The 21894-nt window shown below is 28.6% G+C and carries 19 protein-coding genes; 3 read left to right on the top strand and 16 right to left on the bottom strand.

What is annotated here, in order from left to right:
- Window positions 1-13: 13 nt before the first annotated feature.
- The 5 genes from NSA50_RS05890 to NSA50_RS05870 form a co-directional block, all read right to left on the bottom strand.
- A complete protein-coding gene (locus NSA50_RS05890; protein WP_257443698.1) occupies window positions 14-574 on the bottom strand; it encodes a glycerol-3-phosphate responsive antiterminator in 561 nt (186 codons plus the stop codon).
- Window positions 575-837: 263 nt separating this feature from the next.
- On the bottom strand, window positions 838-1050 hold the full coding sequence (locus tag NSA50_RS05885) for a DUF5808 domain-containing protein (RefSeq protein WP_257443695.1): 213 nt from the start codon (window positions 1048-1050) through the stop codon (window positions 838-840).
- Between the two features lie 375 nt (window positions 1051-1425).
- On the bottom strand, window positions 1426-2148 hold the full coding sequence (locus NSA50_RS05880) for an amino acid ABC transporter ATP-binding protein (protein ID WP_257443692.1): 723 nt from the start codon (window positions 2146-2148) through the stop codon (window positions 1426-1428).
- Complete coding sequence (locus tag NSA50_RS05875) at window positions 2135-2782, bottom strand: amino acid ABC transporter permease (RefSeq protein ID WP_195266638.1); 648 nt, start codon at window positions 2780-2782, stop codon at window positions 2135-2137. The genes NSA50_RS05880 and NSA50_RS05875 overlap by 14 nt, the downstream gene beginning before the upstream one ends.
- Before the next feature lie 179 nt (window positions 2783-2961).
- A complete protein-coding gene (locus NSA50_RS05870) occupies window positions 2962-3780 on the bottom strand; it encodes an ABC transporter substrate-binding protein (protein ID WP_195266579.1) in 819 nt (272 codons plus the stop codon).
- A gap of 531 nt (window positions 3781-4311) precedes the next feature.
- Between NSA50_RS05870 and NSA50_RS05865 the strand changes: the two genes are divergently transcribed.
- Window positions 4312-5400 (top strand): PRK06851 family protein, encoded by a 1089-nt coding sequence (locus NSA50_RS05865; RefSeq protein WP_257443690.1) that lies wholly within the window; start codon window positions 4312-4314, stop codon window positions 5398-5400.
- 55 nt (window positions 5401-5455) lie between these two features.
- Here the strand turns inward: NSA50_RS05865 and NSA50_RS05860 are convergent, their stop codons facing one another.
- The 10 genes from NSA50_RS05860 to NSA50_RS05815 form a co-directional block, all read right to left on the bottom strand.
- Window positions 5456-5743, bottom strand: coding sequence for a hypothetical protein (locus NSA50_RS05860; RefSeq protein WP_195429889.1), 288 nt, complete (start codon window positions 5741-5743; stop codon window positions 5456-5458).
- Window positions 5744-5749: 6 nt separating this feature from the next.
- A complete protein-coding gene (gene ligA / locus NSA50_RS05855; RefSeq protein ID WP_257443688.1) occupies window positions 5750-7741 on the bottom strand; it encodes an NAD-dependent DNA ligase LigA in 1992 nt (663 codons plus the stop codon).
- A gap of 153 nt (window positions 7742-7894) precedes the next feature.
- Window positions 7895-11200: a UvrD-helicase domain-containing protein gene (locus NSA50_RS05850; RefSeq protein ID WP_257443687.1), complete on the bottom strand. Its 3306-nt coding sequence runs from the start codon at window positions 11198-11200 to the stop codon at window positions 7895-7897.
- Between the two features lie 635 nt (window positions 11201-11835).
- Window positions 11836-12552, bottom strand: a complete 717-nt coding sequence (locus NSA50_RS05845; RefSeq protein ID WP_195266589.1) for a pseudouridine synthase — start codon at window positions 12550-12552, stop codon at window positions 11836-11838.
- Between the two features lie 232 nt (window positions 12553-12784).
- Window positions 12785-13333, bottom strand: a complete 549-nt coding sequence (locus NSA50_RS05840) for a DUF4829 domain-containing protein (protein WP_257443683.1) — start codon at window positions 13331-13333, stop codon at window positions 12785-12787.
- A 202-nt stretch (window positions 13334-13535) separates the two neighbouring features.
- Window positions 13536-14282, bottom strand: coding sequence for a lytic transglycosylase domain-containing protein (locus tag NSA50_RS05835; protein ID WP_257443681.1), 747 nt, complete (start codon window positions 14280-14282; stop codon window positions 13536-13538).
- A gap of 57 nt (window positions 14283-14339) precedes the next feature.
- Window positions 14340-16385 carry a triple tyrosine motif-containing protein gene (locus NSA50_RS05830; RefSeq protein WP_257443679.1) on the bottom strand — a complete coding sequence of 682 codons (2046 nt, stop codon included), beginning with the start codon at window positions 16383-16385 and terminating at the stop codon, window positions 14340-14342.
- A 127-nt stretch (window positions 16386-16512) separates the two neighbouring features.
- On the bottom strand, window positions 16513-16956 hold the full coding sequence (locus NSA50_RS05825) for a YaiI/YqxD family protein (RefSeq protein ID WP_195266598.1): 444 nt from the start codon (window positions 16954-16956) through the stop codon (window positions 16513-16515).
- A complete protein-coding gene (locus NSA50_RS05820; protein ID WP_257443672.1) occupies window positions 16956-18308 on the bottom strand; it encodes a glucose-6-phosphate isomerase in 1353 nt (450 codons plus the stop codon). The genes NSA50_RS05825 and NSA50_RS05820 overlap by 1 nt, the downstream gene beginning before the upstream one ends.
- A 416-nt stretch (window positions 18309-18724) precedes the next feature.
- Window positions 18725-19543 carry a peptidoglycan recognition protein family protein gene (locus NSA50_RS05815; protein ID WP_257443670.1) on the bottom strand — a complete coding sequence of 273 codons (819 nt, stop codon included), beginning with the start codon at window positions 19541-19543 and terminating at the stop codon, window positions 18725-18727.
- Window positions 19544-19744: 201 nt separating this feature from the next.
- Between NSA50_RS05815 and NSA50_RS05810 the strand changes: the two genes are divergently transcribed.
- Window positions 19745-19924, top strand: a complete 180-nt coding sequence (locus NSA50_RS05810) for a hypothetical protein (RefSeq protein ID WP_257443668.1) — start codon at window positions 19745-19747, stop codon at window positions 19922-19924.
- Between the two features lie 224 nt (window positions 19925-20148).
- Complete coding sequence (locus NSA50_RS05805) at window positions 20149-20571, top strand: GNAT family N-acetyltransferase (protein ID WP_195429896.1); 423 nt, start codon at window positions 20149-20151, stop codon at window positions 20569-20571.
- A gap of 98 nt (window positions 20572-20669) precedes the next feature.
- Here NSA50_RS05805 and gltS read toward each other — a convergent pair whose 3' ends face one another.
- On the bottom strand, window positions 20670-21866 hold the full coding sequence (gene gltS / locus NSA50_RS05800) for a sodium/glutamate symporter (protein ID WP_257443665.1): 1197 nt from the start codon (window positions 21864-21866) through the stop codon (window positions 20670-20672).
- Window positions 21867-21894 lie beyond the last annotated feature (28 nt).

The following is a 21894-nucleotide window of genomic DNA, read 5'->3' as shown; positions in this document are numbered from 1 at the left end:
CAATTCTCTGTTTCTACATATACCAAATTTCTTTTTTAGTTGTAGATATACATGTTGCACCACTTTTTAATGTTTCCATTACGTCTTCCTTATCAGAAATTAATCCTCCAGCTATTAAAGGTTTATTAAGGCTTAAGGAAAGTTCCTTAATTATCTTAAAAAGTAATCCTGGAAGAATTTCTACAGCATCACACTCTTCCACTAAATGATTCTTCATATTTTCTTTAGATAAACTATCTATCATAAATACTCTCTGAATTGCTATAAATCCAAGTTTTTTACCGGCTCTTATCATTTGAGGTTTGGTACTAATTATTCCTTGAAACTTTGTATTTTCTTTAATAAATTTTAAAGCTACGTCTTTACTAGAAATCCCCTCAACTAAATCAACATGTAAAATTCCAATTTTTTTATGTTTAAATATCTTTTCACTTAAATTTTTAATGTTTAATATGTCTCCGAATAAAATAAAAATAACTTGTATATCGCTTTGCAGTGCTAAGTCTAACTCCTTCTCATCCTTAACAGCTGCTACTATTGGATTATCTTCCAAAACCCTTTTAAAATTATTCATTTCATCCCCATCCTTTTGTAATCATTTACACCAGTGACATAATTATATCAGCATTATGCACAACTAGCAATTATAATAACTATTAATTTAAATAAATAGATATTAAACAAAAAAAGAGCTTAGCAAAAAAGAGGGTATATCCCAAATTTGTGCTTAACTCTATTATCTCTTGCACTTAATATTCAATTTATTATACCTTTATTTTCTATATTTTTATTCTATCATTATTTTCTATATTTTACTATACATTTTTAATAAAAGATTTAATATTTACTTAAGCATGCAATAAGAACTGCAATCATAACTCCTATGAATGCGGGAATCAAAATAAATCCCAATATACGTCTTCCTTCCTTATGCGCAAAGTTAATAGTTACTCCTTTACCATTTTTTCTATCAACAACTTCTGAAGGATCTTCTGGATTGTAGTAGAAAACACCAAATTTCCAATTACTAGAATCATTGTCTTTATTCATTAGAAAGTTACCTCCACTTATCCTTTCTTTGTTACATATCTATATAATATATTATTATATATTAATCATTATTCTAAATATATAATATATTATATTTATTATTAAAATCTTAAAACAGCCAATTACTAGACACCTTTAATTAGTTATTATTTAGAATTGTAAAGCAATTTATAAGTAATAAGTTAATAGTTCACTGGTTAAACAGTTAATTATGTTTTGCACTACAAAACTAAAAAATAAGTACAAAGCACTATTTATTCAAAAACCCTTAGGAATTTTAAATAAATAGTGCTTTGCACAAGTAAATTTAAGTTCTGCATAACAAAACATAATTAGTTATTTTATTTTTTCACTATTTTGCCTCGCAAAATACAATTATAATACCTTAGATAAAAAGTCTATGGTTCTTGGATTTTTAGGATTTGTGAATATTTCTTCTGGAGTTCCTTGCTCTACTATATTTCCGCCGTCCATAAATAATATTCTATCTCCAACTTCCTTAGCAAATCCCATTTCGTGAGTTACAACGACCATAGTCATTCCTTCTTTGGCTAAGTTCTTCATAACATTTAGAACTTCTCCAACCATTTCTGGGTCTAAAGCAGATGTTGGCTCATCAAATAGCATAACATCTGGTTCCATAGCTAAAGCTCTTGCAATTGCTATTCTTTGCTTTTGTCCTCCAGATAATGATGCTGTATATGCATTTGCTTTCTCTAATAATCCAACCTTAGATAATAAATCTTTAGCAATTTTTTCAGCTTCATTCCTAGATTTATTCTTAACCTGCATAGGCGCTATTGTTAGATTTTCTAAAACTGTTTTATGAGGGAATAAATTAAATTGTTGGAATACCATCCCCATTTTTTCTCTTATCTTATTTATATCAGTTTTCTTATCTGTAATATTTTGTTCTTCAAATATTATTTCACCATCAGTTGGAACTTCTAATAAATTTAAGCATCTTAGGAATGTACTTTTACCAGATCCTGAAGGTCCTATTACAACAACAACTTCACCTTTTTTTATATTTTCATTAATTCCTTTTAAAACTTCATTTTCTCCAAAATACTTGTGTAAATTATTAACGTGAATCACCGGCCTTCATTCTCCTTTCTATATAATTCATAAGTCTACCTAATGTAAATGTAATTACAAAGTAAAATACTGCTGCAACTATTAAAGGCTCAAACCCTCTAAATGTTTTTCCTCTAATAACCTTTGCCGCATACATAAGCTCTCCAACACCTATTACAGATGCCATTGAAGATTCTTTAATTACAGTTACAAATTCATTACCTATAGCAGGTAATATATTTCTAATTGCTTGAGGCATTATTATAAGTCTCATAGCCATGAGTTGATTCATTCCTAAGCTTCTCGCTGCTTCTAGTTGTCCTCTATCAACAGCATCAATACCAGCTCTTATTATTTCAGATACATAAGCAGCTGAATTTAAAGATACAGCTATTATACCTGCAGTTAATGGAGACATATTTATACCTAACAATTCATCAAATGCAATATATACAATCATTATTTGTAATAGCATTGGAGTTCCTCTAATTATCTCTATGTACACATTAGCGATAATCTTTAAAGGATTTATTTTAAAAATTACAAAATTTGATCTCTTCATAAAGCATAATATTGATCCTAAAAGGACACCTAAAAGTACGCTTATTAAAGAAATTAATAATGTCCACTTAACGCCATCTATAAAATATGGCATATATTCAGATAAAAAACTAAAATCTAATGTCAAATCATACACCCCTTATTTTAATGTGAAAAATGAAAAAGTTAAAAATGAAAAAAAATGATTACTAACTCAGACAGACTGAGTTAGTAATTTAATTTATTCCATGATTCTTTCACTACTTAATTTTTTCAGTATTTCATCTTTTTATTCTAGTTATTTGTTTGTCCTGCTAAATCATTAGCATCTATTATAAATTGATCTAGTAAATTTTCTTCTTTTATTCTTTTAATTGTCTTATTTATTTGTTCTGCGAATTCTGGTGAGTTTTTCTTTATTGCAATTGCTGATCCACCATCTGTATCTTTTACTTTTTCTTCACCTATAACTAGTTCTGAATTGTTTTTAACAATCATTTCTGCAACAGGTAATTCAACTACTAATGCATCTATCTTTCCTGATTTTAATCCAAGAATTAAATCATTAACACTTGAAAGTAATTGCATATCAGCATCTTTTATTTTTTCTTCTGCTAAATCCGCTTGAATTGATCCCATTTGAGCACCAATTTTTTTACCTGTTAAATCTTCAAATGTTTTATATTTATCTTTATCCTCAGCTCTTACTACCATTCCATGTTCTGCAATATAGTATATATCTGAAAAATCAACTGCTTCTTTTCTCTCTGCTGTAGGAGTCATACCTGATATTACCATATCTATTTTTCCTGTTGGAACAGCTGATATCAATGAATCAAATTCCATATCTTTTATTTCTAATTCAACGCCCATATCTTTAGCTATTTCTTTAGCTATTTCAACGTCAAACCCTACTATTTCATCTTTTCCATCTTTCATCATGTGGAATTCATATGGAGCATAATCTGCACTTAAGCCAACAACTAATGTTCCTTTTTCCTTAATTTCTGTTAGCTTGTCTGCATTATTTTTATTTCCACAACTTATTAATCCTAATCCCATAACCCCAACAACTGCTACGGCTAATATCTTCTTTATCATACCTTTTTTCATTATTAAATCCCCCTCTTTATGATTAAATATACAATTCCCATTCAATTGCGATAGCATAATTATACACCCTACTTTCATTTTTATTCAATACCTTTTTGAAATTTTTTTAATATTTTTTATTTATTATAATATTTTAATAAAAATATTAAAGAAATCAGCATATTTTATTCATAAAATCAAATTTCTATAATATTTTTTGTCTTTTTATCCATCAAAACTTTATGCATAATTAAAAGTTGTCAGTTATTAATTATACATAATATGTATACATTCCGCATAATTAACAAAGGTAGAATATTATATAGTTAATAGAATTATTTAATTAATATAGCAAATCAAACTGCTATGCTATATCTTTTATATGCTACTAAAATCTAAATTTCTACTATACATTAGCAGTTAGTTATAGTTTGTTTAGATATATTATTTATTTTAACTTAAATAAACCTTAATTATACTGTTGCATTTTTCTAATAAATACATATATTAATATTGAAACTTGAATGAAAGCAATATTTAGGAGTGATATATTTGACACATCTAAAAGAAAGACATCTCTTTCCTGGAGGAAATACTAACAAAGGATTTTATTCTTTTTATAAGTATATACTCACTCAAGAAGATGCAAATAGAATTATCTGCATGAAAGGTGGGCCTGGTACAGGAAAATCTTCTTTAATGAAAAAAGTGGGAGCTCATTTTAAGAGTAAAGGATATACCATAGAGTATCATCATTGCTCTTCTGATAATAATTCTTTAGATGGCATTGTTATAAAAGAGCTTGGGTTAGCTATTCTAGATGGTACCTCACCTCACATGGTTGATCCAATTCATCCAGGTGCTGTTGATGAAATTCTTAACATGGGGATTGCCCTTAACAATGATGCTCTTTCTTTGCACAAGAGGGAAATTATCGATATTTCTAAGAATATTAGTAACAACTTTCAAAGAGCTTATAGATTTCTATCTTCAGCCAAATCTATTCATGATGATTGGAGCAAATTAAATTCTAAAGCATTAGATTATAGTAAAATAGTTACTATAACCGAAAGCTTAAAAGAAGGAATATTTAATAAGCAAAAAGCTGGTTTTGGTGATGAACGACACTTATTTGCAACGGCCTTTACACCTAATGGAATAATCACCTTTGCTAATGATCTTACCTCTGAATTTAATCATAAATTTATATTAAAAGGCGGACCTGGATTTAGCAAAACTACTATTTTAACGGAAATAGGTAAAGTTGCTCAAAAGAAAGGCTACTTCGTGGAATACATGCATGATCCTTTTATTCCTGAAAGAATAGAGCATATTTTTATACCAGAGCTATCTACATGTGTAGTAACAGAAAATGAAATTAGTCAAAGCTCTTTTAATGGAAAAGTATATAATATTGAAGACTTCTGTGATGCATCTATACTTTCAAGTAATAAGGAAGACATTGATTATGATAAAAAAATCTTTTATGAATTAACTAATAAAGCTTTATACTTCATTTCTGAAGCACATAAACTTCATGATGACTTAGAAGCTTATTATATAAATGCAATAGATTTTAAAATGTTAGACAAAATTTATGATGACGTAATCCAAAAATTTGAAAAATACATCCCTCAATAATTATGAATAAATGGGGTGCCTACGGCATCCCCATTTTTATTTCTTTTATATTTATTTATCTTACTGAGTTCATTACAAAAAATAAACTTACAATTGAAATTATTATACACATTGATGTATATATATATCTTTCTCTTCCTTTTCTATATAGGAAAAATCTTATTGCCCATAATATCATAGTTACACATATACCAATTTGCAACAAAAGATAGGAATTAAATATAGGCATATTGTTTATGAAATGATATGTTGTTAAGAATGTAAGCACTATAGTTACACTTGTTGATATTGCAGCTAAGGTGCATATTATTGTAAAAATATCCTTAACTCTAAATTTATCCATTTCTATTTACTCCTTTATTATCCCCTCAAACTCTTCTTCATTTAGAACCTTTACTCCAAGTTCAACAGCTTTGTCTAATTTTGATCCTGCTTCTTCTCCTGCTATTACAAAATCAGTTTTCTTACTTACGCTTCCTGAAACCTTCGCACCTAATAGTTCTAACTTTGCTTTTATTTCGCCTCTAGAATAATTTTTTAGTGTTCCTGTTACAACAACTGTCTTTCCTTCAAAAGGACTTGAGATTATTTCTTTTTCTTCAAATTTAGGATTAACTCCAAGTTCTAAAAGTTCATTTATCGTATTTAATGCTTTTTCTTCCTTGAAGAACTCTAAAACACATTTAGCAACTATGCCTCCTACGTCTTGCACTGATACTAAATCATCAAAACTAGCATTTTTTAAACCTTCTAAAGACTTAAATCTATTTACTAAATCTTTAGCAGTTTTAACCCCAACATTAGGAATTCCTAAAGAATATATAAATCTATATAGTTCACAATCCTTACTTTTTTCAACTGCATCTAATAAATTTTGCGCTTTCTTTGGTCCAAACTTATCTAACTGTAGCAACTCTTCCTTTTCTAGTTTATATAAATCTGCTATAGATTTAATATCTAGTTTTTCAAATAATTGCTCAGCTGTTTTTTCTGAAAATCCTTCAATATTCATAGCATCTCTTGATGCAAAATGAACTATAGTTTTAACCATTTGAGGTTTACATGAAAGAGTATTTTCACAGAAATAATGAACCCCATTTTGTACAAGATGTGCTCCACATGCTGGACAAACTTTAGGAACATTAATTTCTTCTGTTCCTTCTAATGATTCAGTTACTACTCCCATTATTTCTGGAATAACATCATTAGATCTTCTTACAAAGACTTCTGCTCCTACTCTTACACCTTTTCTTCTTATATCATCTATGTTGTTTAAAGTTGCTCTCTTTACAGTTACACCAGCTAAATCTATAGGATCTAATATAGCAGTAGGCCCTACTCTTCCACTTCTACCAACATTCCATTCTACATCAATTAGCTTTGTTGTTGCTTCTTGTGCTTCAAATTTGTATGCTATTGCCCACTTTGGAAACTTTACTGTGTATCCTAGTAATTCCCTAGTTCTTATATCATCAATAGCAATAACAACTCCATCAATATCGTAATTTAAATCAAATCTAATATCATTAATATAATCTATTTCTTTTTCTATTTCTTCAATAGTAGTGCAATACTTAACATAATCGTCCATTGGAAGACCTTTATCTTTTATGAAATTTAACATCTCTTCATAAGTCTTAAAGCCTTCACCTTCTTTATATCCTACATCATAGAAAAATGCTGACAAGTTTCTCTTAGCTGTTTCTTTTAAGTTTAGATTTCTTAAAGCTCCAGCAGCACCATTCCTTAAATTTTTAAGTGGTACATCTGCATTTTTATTGTAGTTGTCAAAAGCCTCTGTTGTCATTATAGCTTCACCATGAACTTCAAATAAATCATCGTTATTTATCTTTAATGGTATTGATTTTATAGTTTTAACCTGAGCTGAAACCTCTTCTCCTACTTCACCATTACCTCTTGTAGCTGCAGATACTAATATTCCATTTTCATCATAAGTTAAATTAACAGTTAACCCATCAAACTTTTTAGTAAGTACATATCTAGGCTCTGGTAAATCTTCTCCTCTTGAATTCATCTCTCTAATAAATTTAAGATTTCTATTATGCCAATCTTTTAATTCTTCTAAACTTTGAGCCTTATCTAAACTCCATAATCTTGCCTTATGAGTATATTTACTAAATCCTCCTAATATCCTATCCCCAACTCTTACAGTAGGTGAGTAAGGAAGAACATAACTTGTTTCCTCTTCTAACTTTTTAAGTTCATCATATTTCTTGTCATAATCCTTATCAGAAATCGAAGGATTGTCTAATGAATAATACTCATATGCATATCTATTTAATTCATCTACTAACTCTTCTATTCGCTGTTTCTTATCCAAATAAAACACCTCGTTATATAATTGATAATTGTTAATGGACAATTGATAATTATTGAAATAATTCAGCTTTGCTGAATTAAAATATTTTTCTAAACTCCTTTGGAGTTTATACCTTAATTGTGCATTATCAATTATCCATTGTCCATTGAATATTTACATAAGTTCTAGGTTTGCTAATGAAAGCATCAGTATTTTTATGCCTTGGTTATCAAAGGCTATTGTAAGTTTTTTGTCATTTCCTGAGTCAGCTATTGACACTACTGTTCCAACACCAAACTTACTGTGCTTTACTTTTCTTCCTACTGTTACATCATCATTTGAAACAGATGATTGTATAGTTTGTGCTTTTGGCTTTTGCATTTGCATTGAGTTTCCTCTTAAGCTATGTGGATTGCTAAATCTATTTTCTCTTGGGAACATTGTAGCTCTTGCACTTTGTGCTGATTTGTTTCCTGAAACATATTCCTTTAAATCACCTTTTATTTCAGCTATGAAATCTGATTGTGGATATGCAACAGTTCTACCAAATTGTCTTCTAACCTCTGCTGAAGTCATGAATAACTGCTCTTTTGCTCTAGTTATACCAACATAACATAATCTTCTTGATTCTTCCATTTCAGCATCACTTTCAAATGAAGCATTACCTGGGAAGATTCCATTTTCCATACCAACCATAAATACTACTGGGAATTCTAACCCCTTAGCACTATGTACAGTCATTAAAACTATAGTATCATCCTCTTCCGCTAGCTTATCTGTATCTTGAACTAATGATACTTTTTCTAAATATGCTGAAAGACTCTTATCTTCACTGCTTCTTTCAAAATCAACAGCATCTGATACTAATTCTTTTAAGTTTTCTATTCTACTCTTATCTTCAATTTCCTTTGATTTTTCAAGCTCTGATATATATCCTGTGTCCTTTAATATAGTTTCTATTAATGTTGATACAGGCATTATTTCGCTCATTTCCATGAACTTATCCATCATTTCCATAAATATTTCTATTCCACCACAATTCCTTGCTGTAAGAGTTGGAATATTTCTTACTGTACTTAATGCATCCCATAAAGGTAATTCATAGTCATCTGCAAAATCAACTACTTTATTTACAGTTGCATCTCCAATACCTCTCTTTGGAACATTTATAATTCTTCTTAAGCTTATACTATCAGTTGGATTAACTAATACTTTTAAGTATGAAATCATATCCTTAATTTCTTTTCTGTCATAGAATCTTGTTCCACCTAAAATTTTATAAGGAATATCTTTTCTTCTTAAACTTTCTTCAAATATACGTGATTGAGCATTTGTTCTATAAAGAATTGCAAAGTCCTTATAACTTTTGTTTTCTTCATCTTTTATTTTTCTTATTTGAGTTGCAACAAAATCCCCTTCATCACTATCAGAATAAGCTCTATAAACCTTTATTTTATTTCCTGATTCTTGCTCTGTTCTTAAAACCTTACTTTTTCTATTCGCATTATTTACAATTACAACATTAGCAGCATTTAATATATTTCCTTTTGAACGATAATTTTGCTCAAGTTTTATAACTTTTGCATCTGGATAATCTTTTTCAAAATCTAATATATTTCTTATATCTGCCCCTCTCCATTGATAGATGCAATTATGAACTACTACATCATTAGCTATATAATTTCTTGCATTATCTATGTTAAGGTCATATACGTAGCCTTCATAATCTTCAATTTCTACTGAAGTTATAATATCTTCAATTATTCCTTCTCCATCTAAAATAGCAATTGCCATTCCTTCTTTCATACTTCCTAACGGCATAAACTTAAAAGTATTATCTGAAGTTAATTTTGCTTTTCTAACAACTTCATAAGCATCTTCTACAGAAGCAAGCTTGCTTGAAAATTCTTCGGCATCATCATATAAGGCACGTTCTGTCTCTACTCTAAAAGTATTTCTTTTTCCATCTCTTACATTAAAACCTGATTCCATTAACTTCTTCTTACTTTCTTCGCCAGAAGTATTTAATCCTATTCTATGCGAATATAAACCTCTTTCTTCACATTTACGTCCACCAAAGAAGCTTACATTCACTATCTTCCTTACACTTTCTCCTCTTATTACAGCAGAACTTATATGATGAGGATAATCTAAATAAAGATACTCTTCATCCATTAACTTTTGAGCATTATCATATGTGTTTATTTCTTTAAACATCTTATTTATTTGTTCTTGAGTTAAAGAAATATTTCTTCCTCTTGAGTTAAACACAACCTTTGGAATACCATACTTAACAGAATAATATTCTTCATAATAAGTAGCCTCACCTCTTGAATCACAAACCTTTATTATCCACATTTTATCTGCTTGCTCTCCATTTAATCTTACAGCTAAGCCACTTGCATCGATACCTTTTCTGCTTCTTGTTGATGATGTTTGACCAATTCTATATCCAAAGCCTTTTTTATACATCAAATAAACATAATATTTTTCATCTCTTACAGTTACTCTCGCAAAGCTTATATGATTTGGTGTTCCTTTTATTACTTTTCCAGTTTCAGTAGTTATCTTGACTACTTTTCCACTATATTCTCTTTTAGATATATCTTTTATTTCTAATAAGGTGGTTTCTCCGTTTCCAGCTGCGACTCTAATTTTATTTGAAGCTTCTAACTCTTCTATTTTATAAACTTTATCTTCACCTTGAATTAGAGTTCCCTCAACTAAACATTGGTCATCATCGCCTACCACGCATACATTTCTGTATTTTTCTGCCAAAAGTCTAATTAATTCATATTGAACTTTATTAGTATCTTGATACTCATCTACCATAATATATTGGAATTTTCTTTGATAGAATTCTAATGTTTCTTTATCCTTTTTAAATAGCTCTACAGTTTTAAATATTAAATCATCAAAGTCTAAAGCATTATTTTCTTTTAATCTCTTTTGATACATTTCATAAACATCTGCTATTTTCTTTTCTCTAAAATTACTTTCATGCTCTCTCATAAAACTTGCAGGGCTTTGCATATTATCCTTAGCCTTACCTATTTTACTCATGATTTCTTGTTCAGTTATATCTTTATCATTTATATTTAAAGCTTTCATACACTCTTTTATAAGTGTCTTTTGATCTGAAGTATCATATATTGTAAAACTCTTTTTATATCCTAGTTTTTCTATTTCTCTTCTAAGTATTCTTACACAAGTTGAGTGAAATGTAGATATCCACATATCCTCTGCTCTTTCACCTATTAAAGCTTTAACTCTATCCTTCATTTCCTTTGCAGCTTTATTAGTGAAGGTAATAGCTAATATTTTATATGGTAAAATTCCTAAATCGTCTATCATATGAGCCATTCTATGTGTCAAAACTCTGGTTTTACCTGAACCAGCTCCTGCTAATATTAATACTTGACCTTCTATAGTAGTAGCCCCTTCATATTGCTCTTTGTTAAGTAATGACTTTAAATCCATCTGTACAGACTCCTTTCCTATTACTAACATATTATAACATACATATCTTTTATATTGTTGCCTAAAAACATTAATTAGATTATAGTAATTTAAATTTATACATAAAAAATCGATATACTATTTCAAAATTCTAGTATATCTTTTTTATTTATTATATATTTTTTCTTTATTATAATCTCACCCTATTTTAGTATATTCATTAACAATGCAATAATTGCAATATTTGAATAAAAAATATCATTATTTGTTGTAAATGATTTTTTTATTGCAAAAAAGTCTTATTAATAAGTCCGTTAACCAATCTATTTCTTAAAAACTTTTTAAAATTTATAAATAATGTCGAAATTATTATAAAATCAATATAGTAATTGAAATTGTTTTCTTTTATTTATTTTATAAATTATACTTATAGTAAACGTTTGTATTTGTTTTTAAACAAACAAAAAACGCAACCCTTGGGGCCAGGTTGCGCTTTAGCAATAAGCAATAAATAAAAAGGGGGCTATTTATTCCTTTTATTTATCCTTGCAAAAATATTATATTGCATCTTTTTATAAAATGCAAGATATTTTGAAAATATTATTGTAAAGTTTGTCTATTATGAATGATAAACCTTCATTTTAACCAAATATTCGTTAAAAGCCTTTTAAAATCGCAACTTCTTCTTCAGTTAGCTCCCTATATTCGCCCTCTTCCAGGTCTTCATCTAATTGTAAAGTTCCAAATTCAACTCTTTTTAAGTAAACCACGCTCTTATCAACAGCTTCAAACATTCTTTTTACTTGATGGAATTTTCCTTCTTGAATAGTAATCATAACTTCTGATCCATTCTCTGATGATTCTAAAATTTCGAGTTTAGCTTCCTTACATGTATATCCATCATCTAAAGTAATTCCATTTTTAAATTTCTTAATATCTTCTTCTGTAACTTTTTTGTCTATTTTAGCATAATAAACTTTGTCAACCTTCCATTTTGGAGATATTAATCTATGATTTAAATCCCCATCATTTGTTAATAATAATAATCCAACTGTATCCTTATCTAGCCTTCCTACTGGAAATGGGTTAAATACTTGATGCTCTATTTCTAATAAATCAATAACAGTCTCATCTCTATTATCAAAAGTTGCAGATATAACCCCATCTGGTTTATTCATCATTAAATATATGTACTTTCTATAAAATATCTCTTCTCCATTTACATAAATCTTATCAACTTCTGGATCAACTTGCATTCCATTATCCTTAACAACTTCACCATTTACTTCAATAAGTCCTTTTCTAACTGCCTGCTTAATTTCTTTTCTAGTTCCATATCCTAAATTAGATAAAACCTTGTCTAGTCTTTCCATTCAAGCACCTTCCTTCTTAATATTATGTTGAGCCTTTATCCACTATTTTATTACTTAAAGCAGAAATAAACAAGGAGGAGAAGGAATGAAAGAATTGAAAATGAAATAATTATGGATAAAATCCTTATAGGATTTTTAAATTTATATAGTATATTATTCCAAAATCACCAACTATTTATAAAAACAGTAGTTAGTTTTGTTTTTACACAAAATTAACTACTGTCTTATTTTATTAGTCTCCTATGTCATTTATAAGCCATTTATCAGACTCCTTATGCTTTATCAAATAATAATGTTTTGACTCTTCACCATTTCCTGTTGGCTCTAATGATTCATCTTTATACATAATATTATATGTTACGCGATATATCTTTACTTGATCAATTTCTAAATCACCTTCCTGTAACAATAAATTAATTATATAGTTTTTATATTGTGATTCATCCGTTACAAGCTTTATATTCTCAAGTTCTATTTTTTCTAAGTTATCTAATCTAAATTTATTCTTTTTATTTCTATCTGTGTAGTTTTCTAATAGTTTTTCTAAGTTCTTATCATTTCTATACTTAATTGCATTAGTTATTGTTTCTTCTGCCTCCAAAGAACGTTCAGAAATATTTGATTTCTTAATAATAGCATTTTCCTTCGTACCAGAATCTTGTTCATTAATGGTATGACTTTCATCGTAAATAGTAGTATTCAATAATTTACTAATACCTATAAGGATTATTATTAACAATACGGCAATCCATATATATTTACTTCTATTTATATTAATCACCTCTTCTGTTATTGGGTTTTATGTTTCAGATTAATAAATAAAAGGATGTCTCACAAATGATTTTTTAATTATTCATCTAGACATCCTTTTTTTGCTATTAATTTTATTTATTTATAATAATGTAATTTTTCAAAAATTCTTTTCCATAATTCAGCTCATCTGAACTATTTCTACAACTCTTTCACTCTTAACTTTTTCACTATTAACTCATACTTCTATAATATCTATAGTTTTCTAATATTTTAGGAACATAATTTTGAGTTTCTTGTGGCATCTTGTATAAATTACTAGATGACTTTACTCCTCTTCTTTCCATTGTTCCTTGTCCACCATTGTATGCCATAAGTGCCATTTCTAAATTTCCATCAAACATATTTATATAATCTTTAATATGTTTAACTCCAGCTTCTATATTTTCGTCAATATCAAAGGGATTAGTTAATCCATAGGCTTCTGAATTAAAATCCATTAATTGCATTAGTCCTTTTGCTCCTGCAGATGATACTGCATTGGGATTAAAATTAGATTCTTGTTTAATTATAGCAAGTATTAAGTTTCTATCTACACCATATTTTTGTGAATACTTATCAACAGTAGAATAAATCTTTTCCACATCAACTGAAGAATCTTCATGCCCATCTATAGTAGATTCATTAGAACTTATGTTAGTAGTTGTACTTCTCTTTACGGTATCATCTAATATTAATTCACCTGTTTGTATAGGTTCTTTTCTCATTCTAAGTGGTATTTGTTCAAGCTTTTGTCCAACTCCAGTAGTCACGTAAGTATTAGAATTTTCTTCACCATTATTATTTGAAGAATTTGATTCGTTATTTTTTAATAATGCTTCATATACTATCTCAAATTCTGGGCCATCCCCTATAGCTTTTTTTAATACTTCTTTACTAACCATATTTCCCATATAATCTTCTATCTTAGGAATATCCACTTCTTTTACCCTCCGAAATTACACTTTTATATTAATATCGGATAAATATAGCTTTCCTTAAGGCTCAACTTCAAATTCTAAGCTTATATAATCTTCATAGTTAATCTTTTTATAATAACTTTTACTAAGAACCAATATTCTATAGCTTCCAGTAGAAAATGGTAAGAAAGTATAATAATTCTTTCTGCTATAAGCTTGTACTCTTACCCAATTTCCTTTTTCCATAATATAAAATTCATAACAAACTTCTTTTCCACCTTCACTAGTTACCTCAAAAGTTACTTCATTATTAACAACTATGTTTTTATTTTTAACTTTTATTTTCGTATTGCTAACTGGAATAGCTTCATGAACATAAAGTGATACTTCCTTTTTAACATCATAGTCTTCATGACATAAAACATTCTTTGCATAAATCTCAACTGTATATTTTCCTGAACATTTAGGTTTAACTCTAAGTCTTTTACTTTCAATAAATCCAGTATCCTCAACTTCATGTCCATTAATCTTAGTTACATATCTTAATAATATATTTTTAGTATTTTGTACTATAGTTTCTAGCTCTATGGTATCTCCAACTAAATAAATTTCCTTTTGTGAAAGTAAAACATAATCTATTTCAGCTTCTTGATAGTCCTTAACCTTGAAATAAACAAAATCATGTACATCATATTCCTTTGATGAATATTTATCTAAAACCCTAACTTCAACTTGATATTCTCCACTTTCTTCTGGCGTGAAATTAACCCAGTTAGTTCTTCCATAATTACTTCTTTCTTTTTCTTTACCATCTTTAAATACTATAAATGAATATTTAAGTTCTGTCCCACCTTCAGCTTTAACTTTTATATTGATTGGCTCACCTTTTATACATCCTCTAGTTTTATTCGAAAAAACATCTAAGATATTTACTGGTTTTTCACCTTTTTTATCTATTTTAAAGCTTAATTCCTTTATATCCTCATATTCTCCATCAAAAGATATATCTTTAGCCTTAAGGATTATCTTATACTCTCCTTCTAGCTTGGTTTCCCAATTAAAACTTCTAGATCTTATATATCCTGTATCCTCTGCTACTGGGCCTTCAATTATATATCTATATAATATTTCTTTTCCCCCTATTACAGATGATTTAAATGTTATATTAGTTCCAGATACTTGAGGAGAATTTAAATCAGATGAAAAATTTCTTATTTTTATTTCATCATAAGGCTTTATATTGTACATCATACATGCTCTATCATCATATTGTTTATTAGAAAAAATATCCCTTACATAGCATAAAAGTTTATAATTACCCTTTTGCTTTTCAGAAAATGATACTATATTTTTAGTAGAATAATCTTGAATACATGTTATTCTTCCATTAGTATCTACTCTTAAAAATTTATAGAGTATTGTCCTAGTTTTATCACAATTTACACCAACCTTAAAAATTAACTCTTCATTTATTAATAGATTTTCACTTAAGCACTCAAAAGAATTTATTTCTATAATAGGTTGTTCTTTAACTTTAAATATTACTGTAGTAAAATCATCTACATTTTCCTTAGAAGATGGTCTTTTACATTCAATAAGTAACTCTCCGTCCCCTGACTTAGTCGTAGTATAAGTTAACTTATTTTCTGTACTGTAATCTTTTAGTGGCTCCCAACCTTGCTTTCCTTTTATCCAAAATCTATATAATAATATTTCTTCCTCATCTGAAAGCACTTCTAAGTTTATCTTTTCCCCTACAATTAATGATGTTTTATCAATTATTACATCTTTTATAAGCTTAATATTTTTATTAAGCTCAATAATATCCTTTTCTTCTATACCTTTTATTTGGTAATTTACCTTTGTATTTTTTAACTCATTAGAATCCTTATCTTTGTATTGAACCATTATCATATAATCTCCAGATTTTCTAGGCCTCCACTCACATTCCTTTTTATCTGAAAAATCCTGAATTGGCTTCCAAGTTAAATTTCTTTCCCCAGGAGATCCTTCCAAAAACTTATATTCAACACAATCATCATCTTCTGAAACTATTTTTATATTTATTTTTTCATCTATAACTGATGGACTTTCCTTATCAAAAGTTATTAATAATTCGCTCATATTCTTCACACCCTATTTTTCTCAATTTTCCCTAATATCATTATACAGTTTACATAAGGAAATTTATAACGAAATTTGTCAACAAGAAAAAAAAATAAGGACAAACTATATTTTATATTTCTACAGTTTATCCTCTTAAATTACATTCTATTGTTCTTATTAAGTTTTTTTCTAATCTTAAGTCATCTTCTGAAGTTCTTTTTTTAGGGTTTGATGTTCTTCCACCTGCTCTTCTAATCTTTTGAGAAATATGTCTCTCTTCTAGCATTCTATCTATATTTTCTTCTGTATATAAATATCCTTTTGGATTTAATATATGAGCTTTTTTCCCTAAACAAATTGCTGCAACCCCATAATCTTGACTAATTACTACATCATTTGACTCACATATATTTACTACATACATATCTACACTCTGAAATCCACTATCTACAACTTTAACTTCACCATAATCTAAAGTTATGTAATGATGGATGTCACAAAATACCATTAATTCTAACCCATATTTTTTTGCTATTTTTTGAATAATGGAGATACCTGGACAGGCATCTCCATCTACTATAATTCTCACTATTTTAATTTAGCTTCTAATTCAGCCTTTAATTCTTCATATCCAGGCTTTCCTAGTAAAGCAAACATATTCTTCTTGTAAGCTTCAACTCCTGGTTGGTCAAATGGATTAACTCCTAAGATATATCCGCTTATTGCACAAGCTTTTTCAAAGAAGTAAACCATATATCCAAAGTAATATGGGCTAAGCTCTGGAATATTTACTACCATGTTAGGAACTCCACCATCATTGTGTGCTAATAAAGTTCCGTTAAATGCTTGTTTATTAACAAAATCTATAGTTTTTCCAGCTAAGAAGTTTAATCCATCTAGATCTCCTTCTGCCTTTTCTATTTTAACTTCTCTCTTAGCTTTTTCTACATTTAGAACAGTTTCAAACATTATTCTCTTACCTTCTTGAATGAATTGTCCCATTGAATGTAAATCTGTTGAGAAGTCAACTGCTGCAGGGAATATTCCTTTTTGGTCTTTTCCTTCTGATTCACCAAATAATTGTTTCCACCATTCATTAAAGTAGTGTAAACCTGGTTCGTAGTTAACTAGTATTTCTACATCTTTACCTTTGTTATATAGAGCATTTCTCATTGCAGCATACTTGTAACAATCGTTATTTTTAAGATCTGGAGTAGCATATGCTTCTCTTGCATCAGCAGCTCCTTGCATCATTTCATTTATGCTAATTCCAGCAACAGCTATTGGTAATAAACCAACTGCAGTTAAAACTGAGAATCTTCCTCCAACATCATCTGGAATAACAAATGTTTCATATCCCATTTCATCAGCTAATGATTTTAAAGCTCCTTTGCTCTTATCAGTAGTTGCAAAAATTCTTTCCTTAGCTCCATCTATTCCATATTTCTTTTCCATATAATCTTTAAATACTCTAAATGCTATTGCAGGCTCTGTTGTAGTACCTGATTTTGAAATAACATTAACGCTGATATCGATACCTTCTATAGCATCTAAAAGATCAGCTAAATATGTTGAACTTATATTGTTACCAACAAAGAATACCTTTGGCGTATTTCTCTTATCATTTCCTAATACATTATAGAAATTGCTGTTTAACATTTCTATAGCTGCTCTAGGTCCTAGGTATGAACCACCAATTCCTATAACTATTAAAGCTTCTGAATTCTTTTTTATTCTTTCAGCAGCATTTTTTATTCTTGAAAATTCTTCCTTGTCATAGTTAACAGGTAAGTCTAACCATCCTAAAAAGTCATTGCCTGCTCCTATTTTATTATGAAGAGTTTCATGAGCCCCTTTTACCATTACTTCCATATGATCTAATTCTTGCAAACTTGCATATGGTTCTACCATAGATAAATCTAATCTTAAACCTTTATTCATCTTCATACCTCCGAATCTTTCTGGGAATTTTTGCTGATTTAATCAATAATCATTATACCATAATTTAAATTATATTCCTTATTTTTTTTGCTTTATAACTTATTTTGTTACTTTATATAAAATACTCATATTATTTTCTGTTATTATTTAAATACTATACATAAATCAATTTAAATTAAATTCTCATATTAATTAAGATTTAATATAAGTAAATTTAAAAAGAGTAGATAAATTTAAATCAAACTTATCTACTCACCATCTTAACTCCTAAGGAATTTTCATTAATTCTTTTATACATCCATTATTTTAATCATTAATCTTATATTAGTAATCTTCTAAATTATCCATTAATACAGCTTCTTAATCTTAATAATTCCGAAGGAATTTCATCTCAACTATTCACTATTTTACTTTTCCTAGGCTAATACTAAATCCTTCAAATACACCCAGCTTGATATTTCTTTTAATAATGCTTTATTATCTGTTATTTGACTAACTGTATAAGTTCCTTGTTTAACCCAATCTGGAATTGATTCTCCTGTTGCATAGTTAGTACCTGTAACTCTTACTATAGATCCCACTACTATAGTTGAAACTGGATATACTTTAACTCCATTACCATTGAATACACTATAGCCTGGATTTGCATCTGCACAATCTTTTGCATTTTGTAAGTTACTAAATGCTCCTATTTGTGAAGCAGCATCTTCCCATGTCTTTCTAACTCTATATAATTCAGTTGTTGGTGGATTTGAAGTATCTAGTTCATCTTGAATCATATTTAAGAATCTTTGCCATCCCATGTCTAAAGTTCTATGAGGACAATATTTCCCACTAAAATCTTGATGTTTTCTAATTTGAGCTATACCCCATCCATATTGCTTTAATAATGCTGCAACTTCTTTTGCTGCTCTTTTTTCAGCATTTATAAATCTAGTACCACCTGATTTTGAATAACAAATTTCAACAGATATATAATTTCTGTTTCCATCTCCTGTTGATCCATCTCCTGCATGCCAAGCATTACGATTAAATGGTATTCCTTGAATAGCTTCCACGTCATCTATTCCAATATGGAAAGATACACTATTAGTATTTGATTGCATATAAGATATTTCATTTGCTGCACTTGCATCATTTGCAGTGTTATGAATGCATATCCCCTTTGGTGTCATTGAATATGGGCATTTTATACTGTATTTGTCTGATGATATAAGTCTTTGTACTAAAGCCATTTTAAATCCTCTCCTTTTTAATTTTAATTTTTTCTTTTAATTTTTTATTTTGAAGCTAGCTTCCTACATCTATTACATATGCACTTTTGAAAAATTTTTAAAATTTTTTTAAAATTTCTTCAAATTATTTTGTAAATATTATATAAGCGGATGGAGATACTAAATAATGCTTTATAATCTATTATTAAAGGTTGTGATTTTATGGGAAAAATGAAAAACATTAAGGAATTAACAAATGTTCAAGATAAATCTTGCACAAATCATGCAAAACCTTCTAAAGAACCTAATGATGGGTATTTTATTGAAAGAGATCCTAATGATAGCTTTAGCTCTGAAGGAACAGTAAGATATGGTGAAGAGCAAGATGTCGATGACTTATAAAACTTACTACTATATTAAATTTTTCAAAGGGGCTCGCGTTTCGCGAGGCCCTTTATAAAAATAAGAGATTAACTTTTTTAAATCAATAAAGCTTACTTGAAATTGAATATATTTTATATTAAATAGATTTCTGATACTGCACATTTATGTTTCTTAAATGTGCATTTATTTTATGCTATAATATAAACTAATTTTGTAAATTAATTAAAATGAGGTGTTTATTTATGAGTATAAGAGTTCAATATAATTGCTTAAATGTTAATTGGAATGATGTGATAGAAATACTAAAAACTGTAGGAATGTCTTATTCAGACGCCAAAATTCATAAAATATCTTTTGAAAACAGTCATACTGTTATATTTGTTTTTAATGATGACAAATTAATCGGATTTGGACGAGCTATTTCTGATGGTGTTAGGCAAGCAGCCATTTATGATGTAGCAATAGACCCTGAATATCAAGGTAAAGGATTAGGAAGATTAATTTTAAATGGTATTAAAGAAAAACTTCCTAATTGCAATTTTATATTGTATGCTGCACCAGGAAAGGAACCATTTTACGAAAAAGTAGGCTTTGGAAAACTAAAAACAGGTATGGGGCTATTTGCAGATATGTCTAAAATGAAAGATAAAGGATTTATAAAATAATCCATTCTTTTATTTTGGTTACTTTATTTAAATAAAATAGGCATCTCATAACTTTAGATTACTGAGATGCCTACTATTTTTACATACTAATTTATTTCTTAACCAAATATATTTATAAATAATGTTATTATAGCAGAATTTATAAAATCAATAAATAATCCACCTACAATTGGAACTACAAAGTAAGGTGTTTGACTAAATCCATACTTATTTGTAAGTGCATCCATATTGGCTATTGCATTTGCTGTTGATCCCATACCAAACCCGCATATAGCTGATGAAAAGACTGCTGCTTCATAATTTTTCCCCATAGTTTTAAATACAATTACAAATGCAAAAATCCCCATAAGAATTGTTTGTGAGATAAGCATAACAATCATAGGAAGTGCTAAATCAAATAATTCCCATAATTTTAATCCCATCAATGCCAATGAAAGATAGAAAGAAAGACTTATACCTCCTAAGGTTTCTATTTCCTTATCTTCTATTTCAAAGCCTTTAAAATCACTTATATTTTTAATAATAGCAGCTGAAATCATTGCTCCTATATACGATGGAAAAGTTAGACCCAAGCTTTGTATATATTTAGTTATAATAGATCCTATACCCATAGCAATAAAAATCCATGAAGTTGCCTTCATTAACCTATTATAACTTAAACTTGCAGATTCATCATGATGAAAATCACTTAAAGGAATATCTCTATCATGATATTCTTTTGGAGTTTTTATATTATTTCTTTCTATTAAAGACTTTGCAAGGAACCCACCAAGAATACTACCCATTACTAGTCCAAATGTTGCTGATGCAAAAGAAACTGTAGTAGCTCCCTTAACTCCAATTTCCTCTAGTAGTGGACCAAAGGATCCTGCTGTACCATGCCCCCCTACTAGTGGGATTGAGCCTGTTGAAAGTCCCAATAATGGATTTAAATTGAATACTGCTGCTAACGCTACTCCAATTAAATCTTGAAAAATTACCAATATTATTGATAGTATTAAAAAAATAGCTACTTTTATTCCACCATTTTTTAATACCTTAATACTAGCTGTATATCCTATACTAGTAAAAAATGCCGTCATAAAAACATTTTGAAGTGTGACATCTAATGTTATTGTTGCAATATGAGTCACTTTTAATATTAATATTATTAATGCAAAAGTCATTCCTCCAACTACAGCAGATGGTATACAGTACTTTTCCAATAATTTTATTTTCTTTCTTAAATATACTCCAAAGTAAAATACAACTGTTGCTAATGCAATTGTTTGAAATATGTCTAATTTAAAATCCATGTATTCACTTCTCTCCTCTTTAGTTTAT

This window comes from Clostridium mucosae (genome assembly GCF_024622765.1).
GTDB lineage: Bacteria > Bacillota > Clostridia > Clostridiales > Clostridiaceae > Clostridium.
This window is presented reverse-complemented; position numbering and strand designations above follow the sequence as displayed.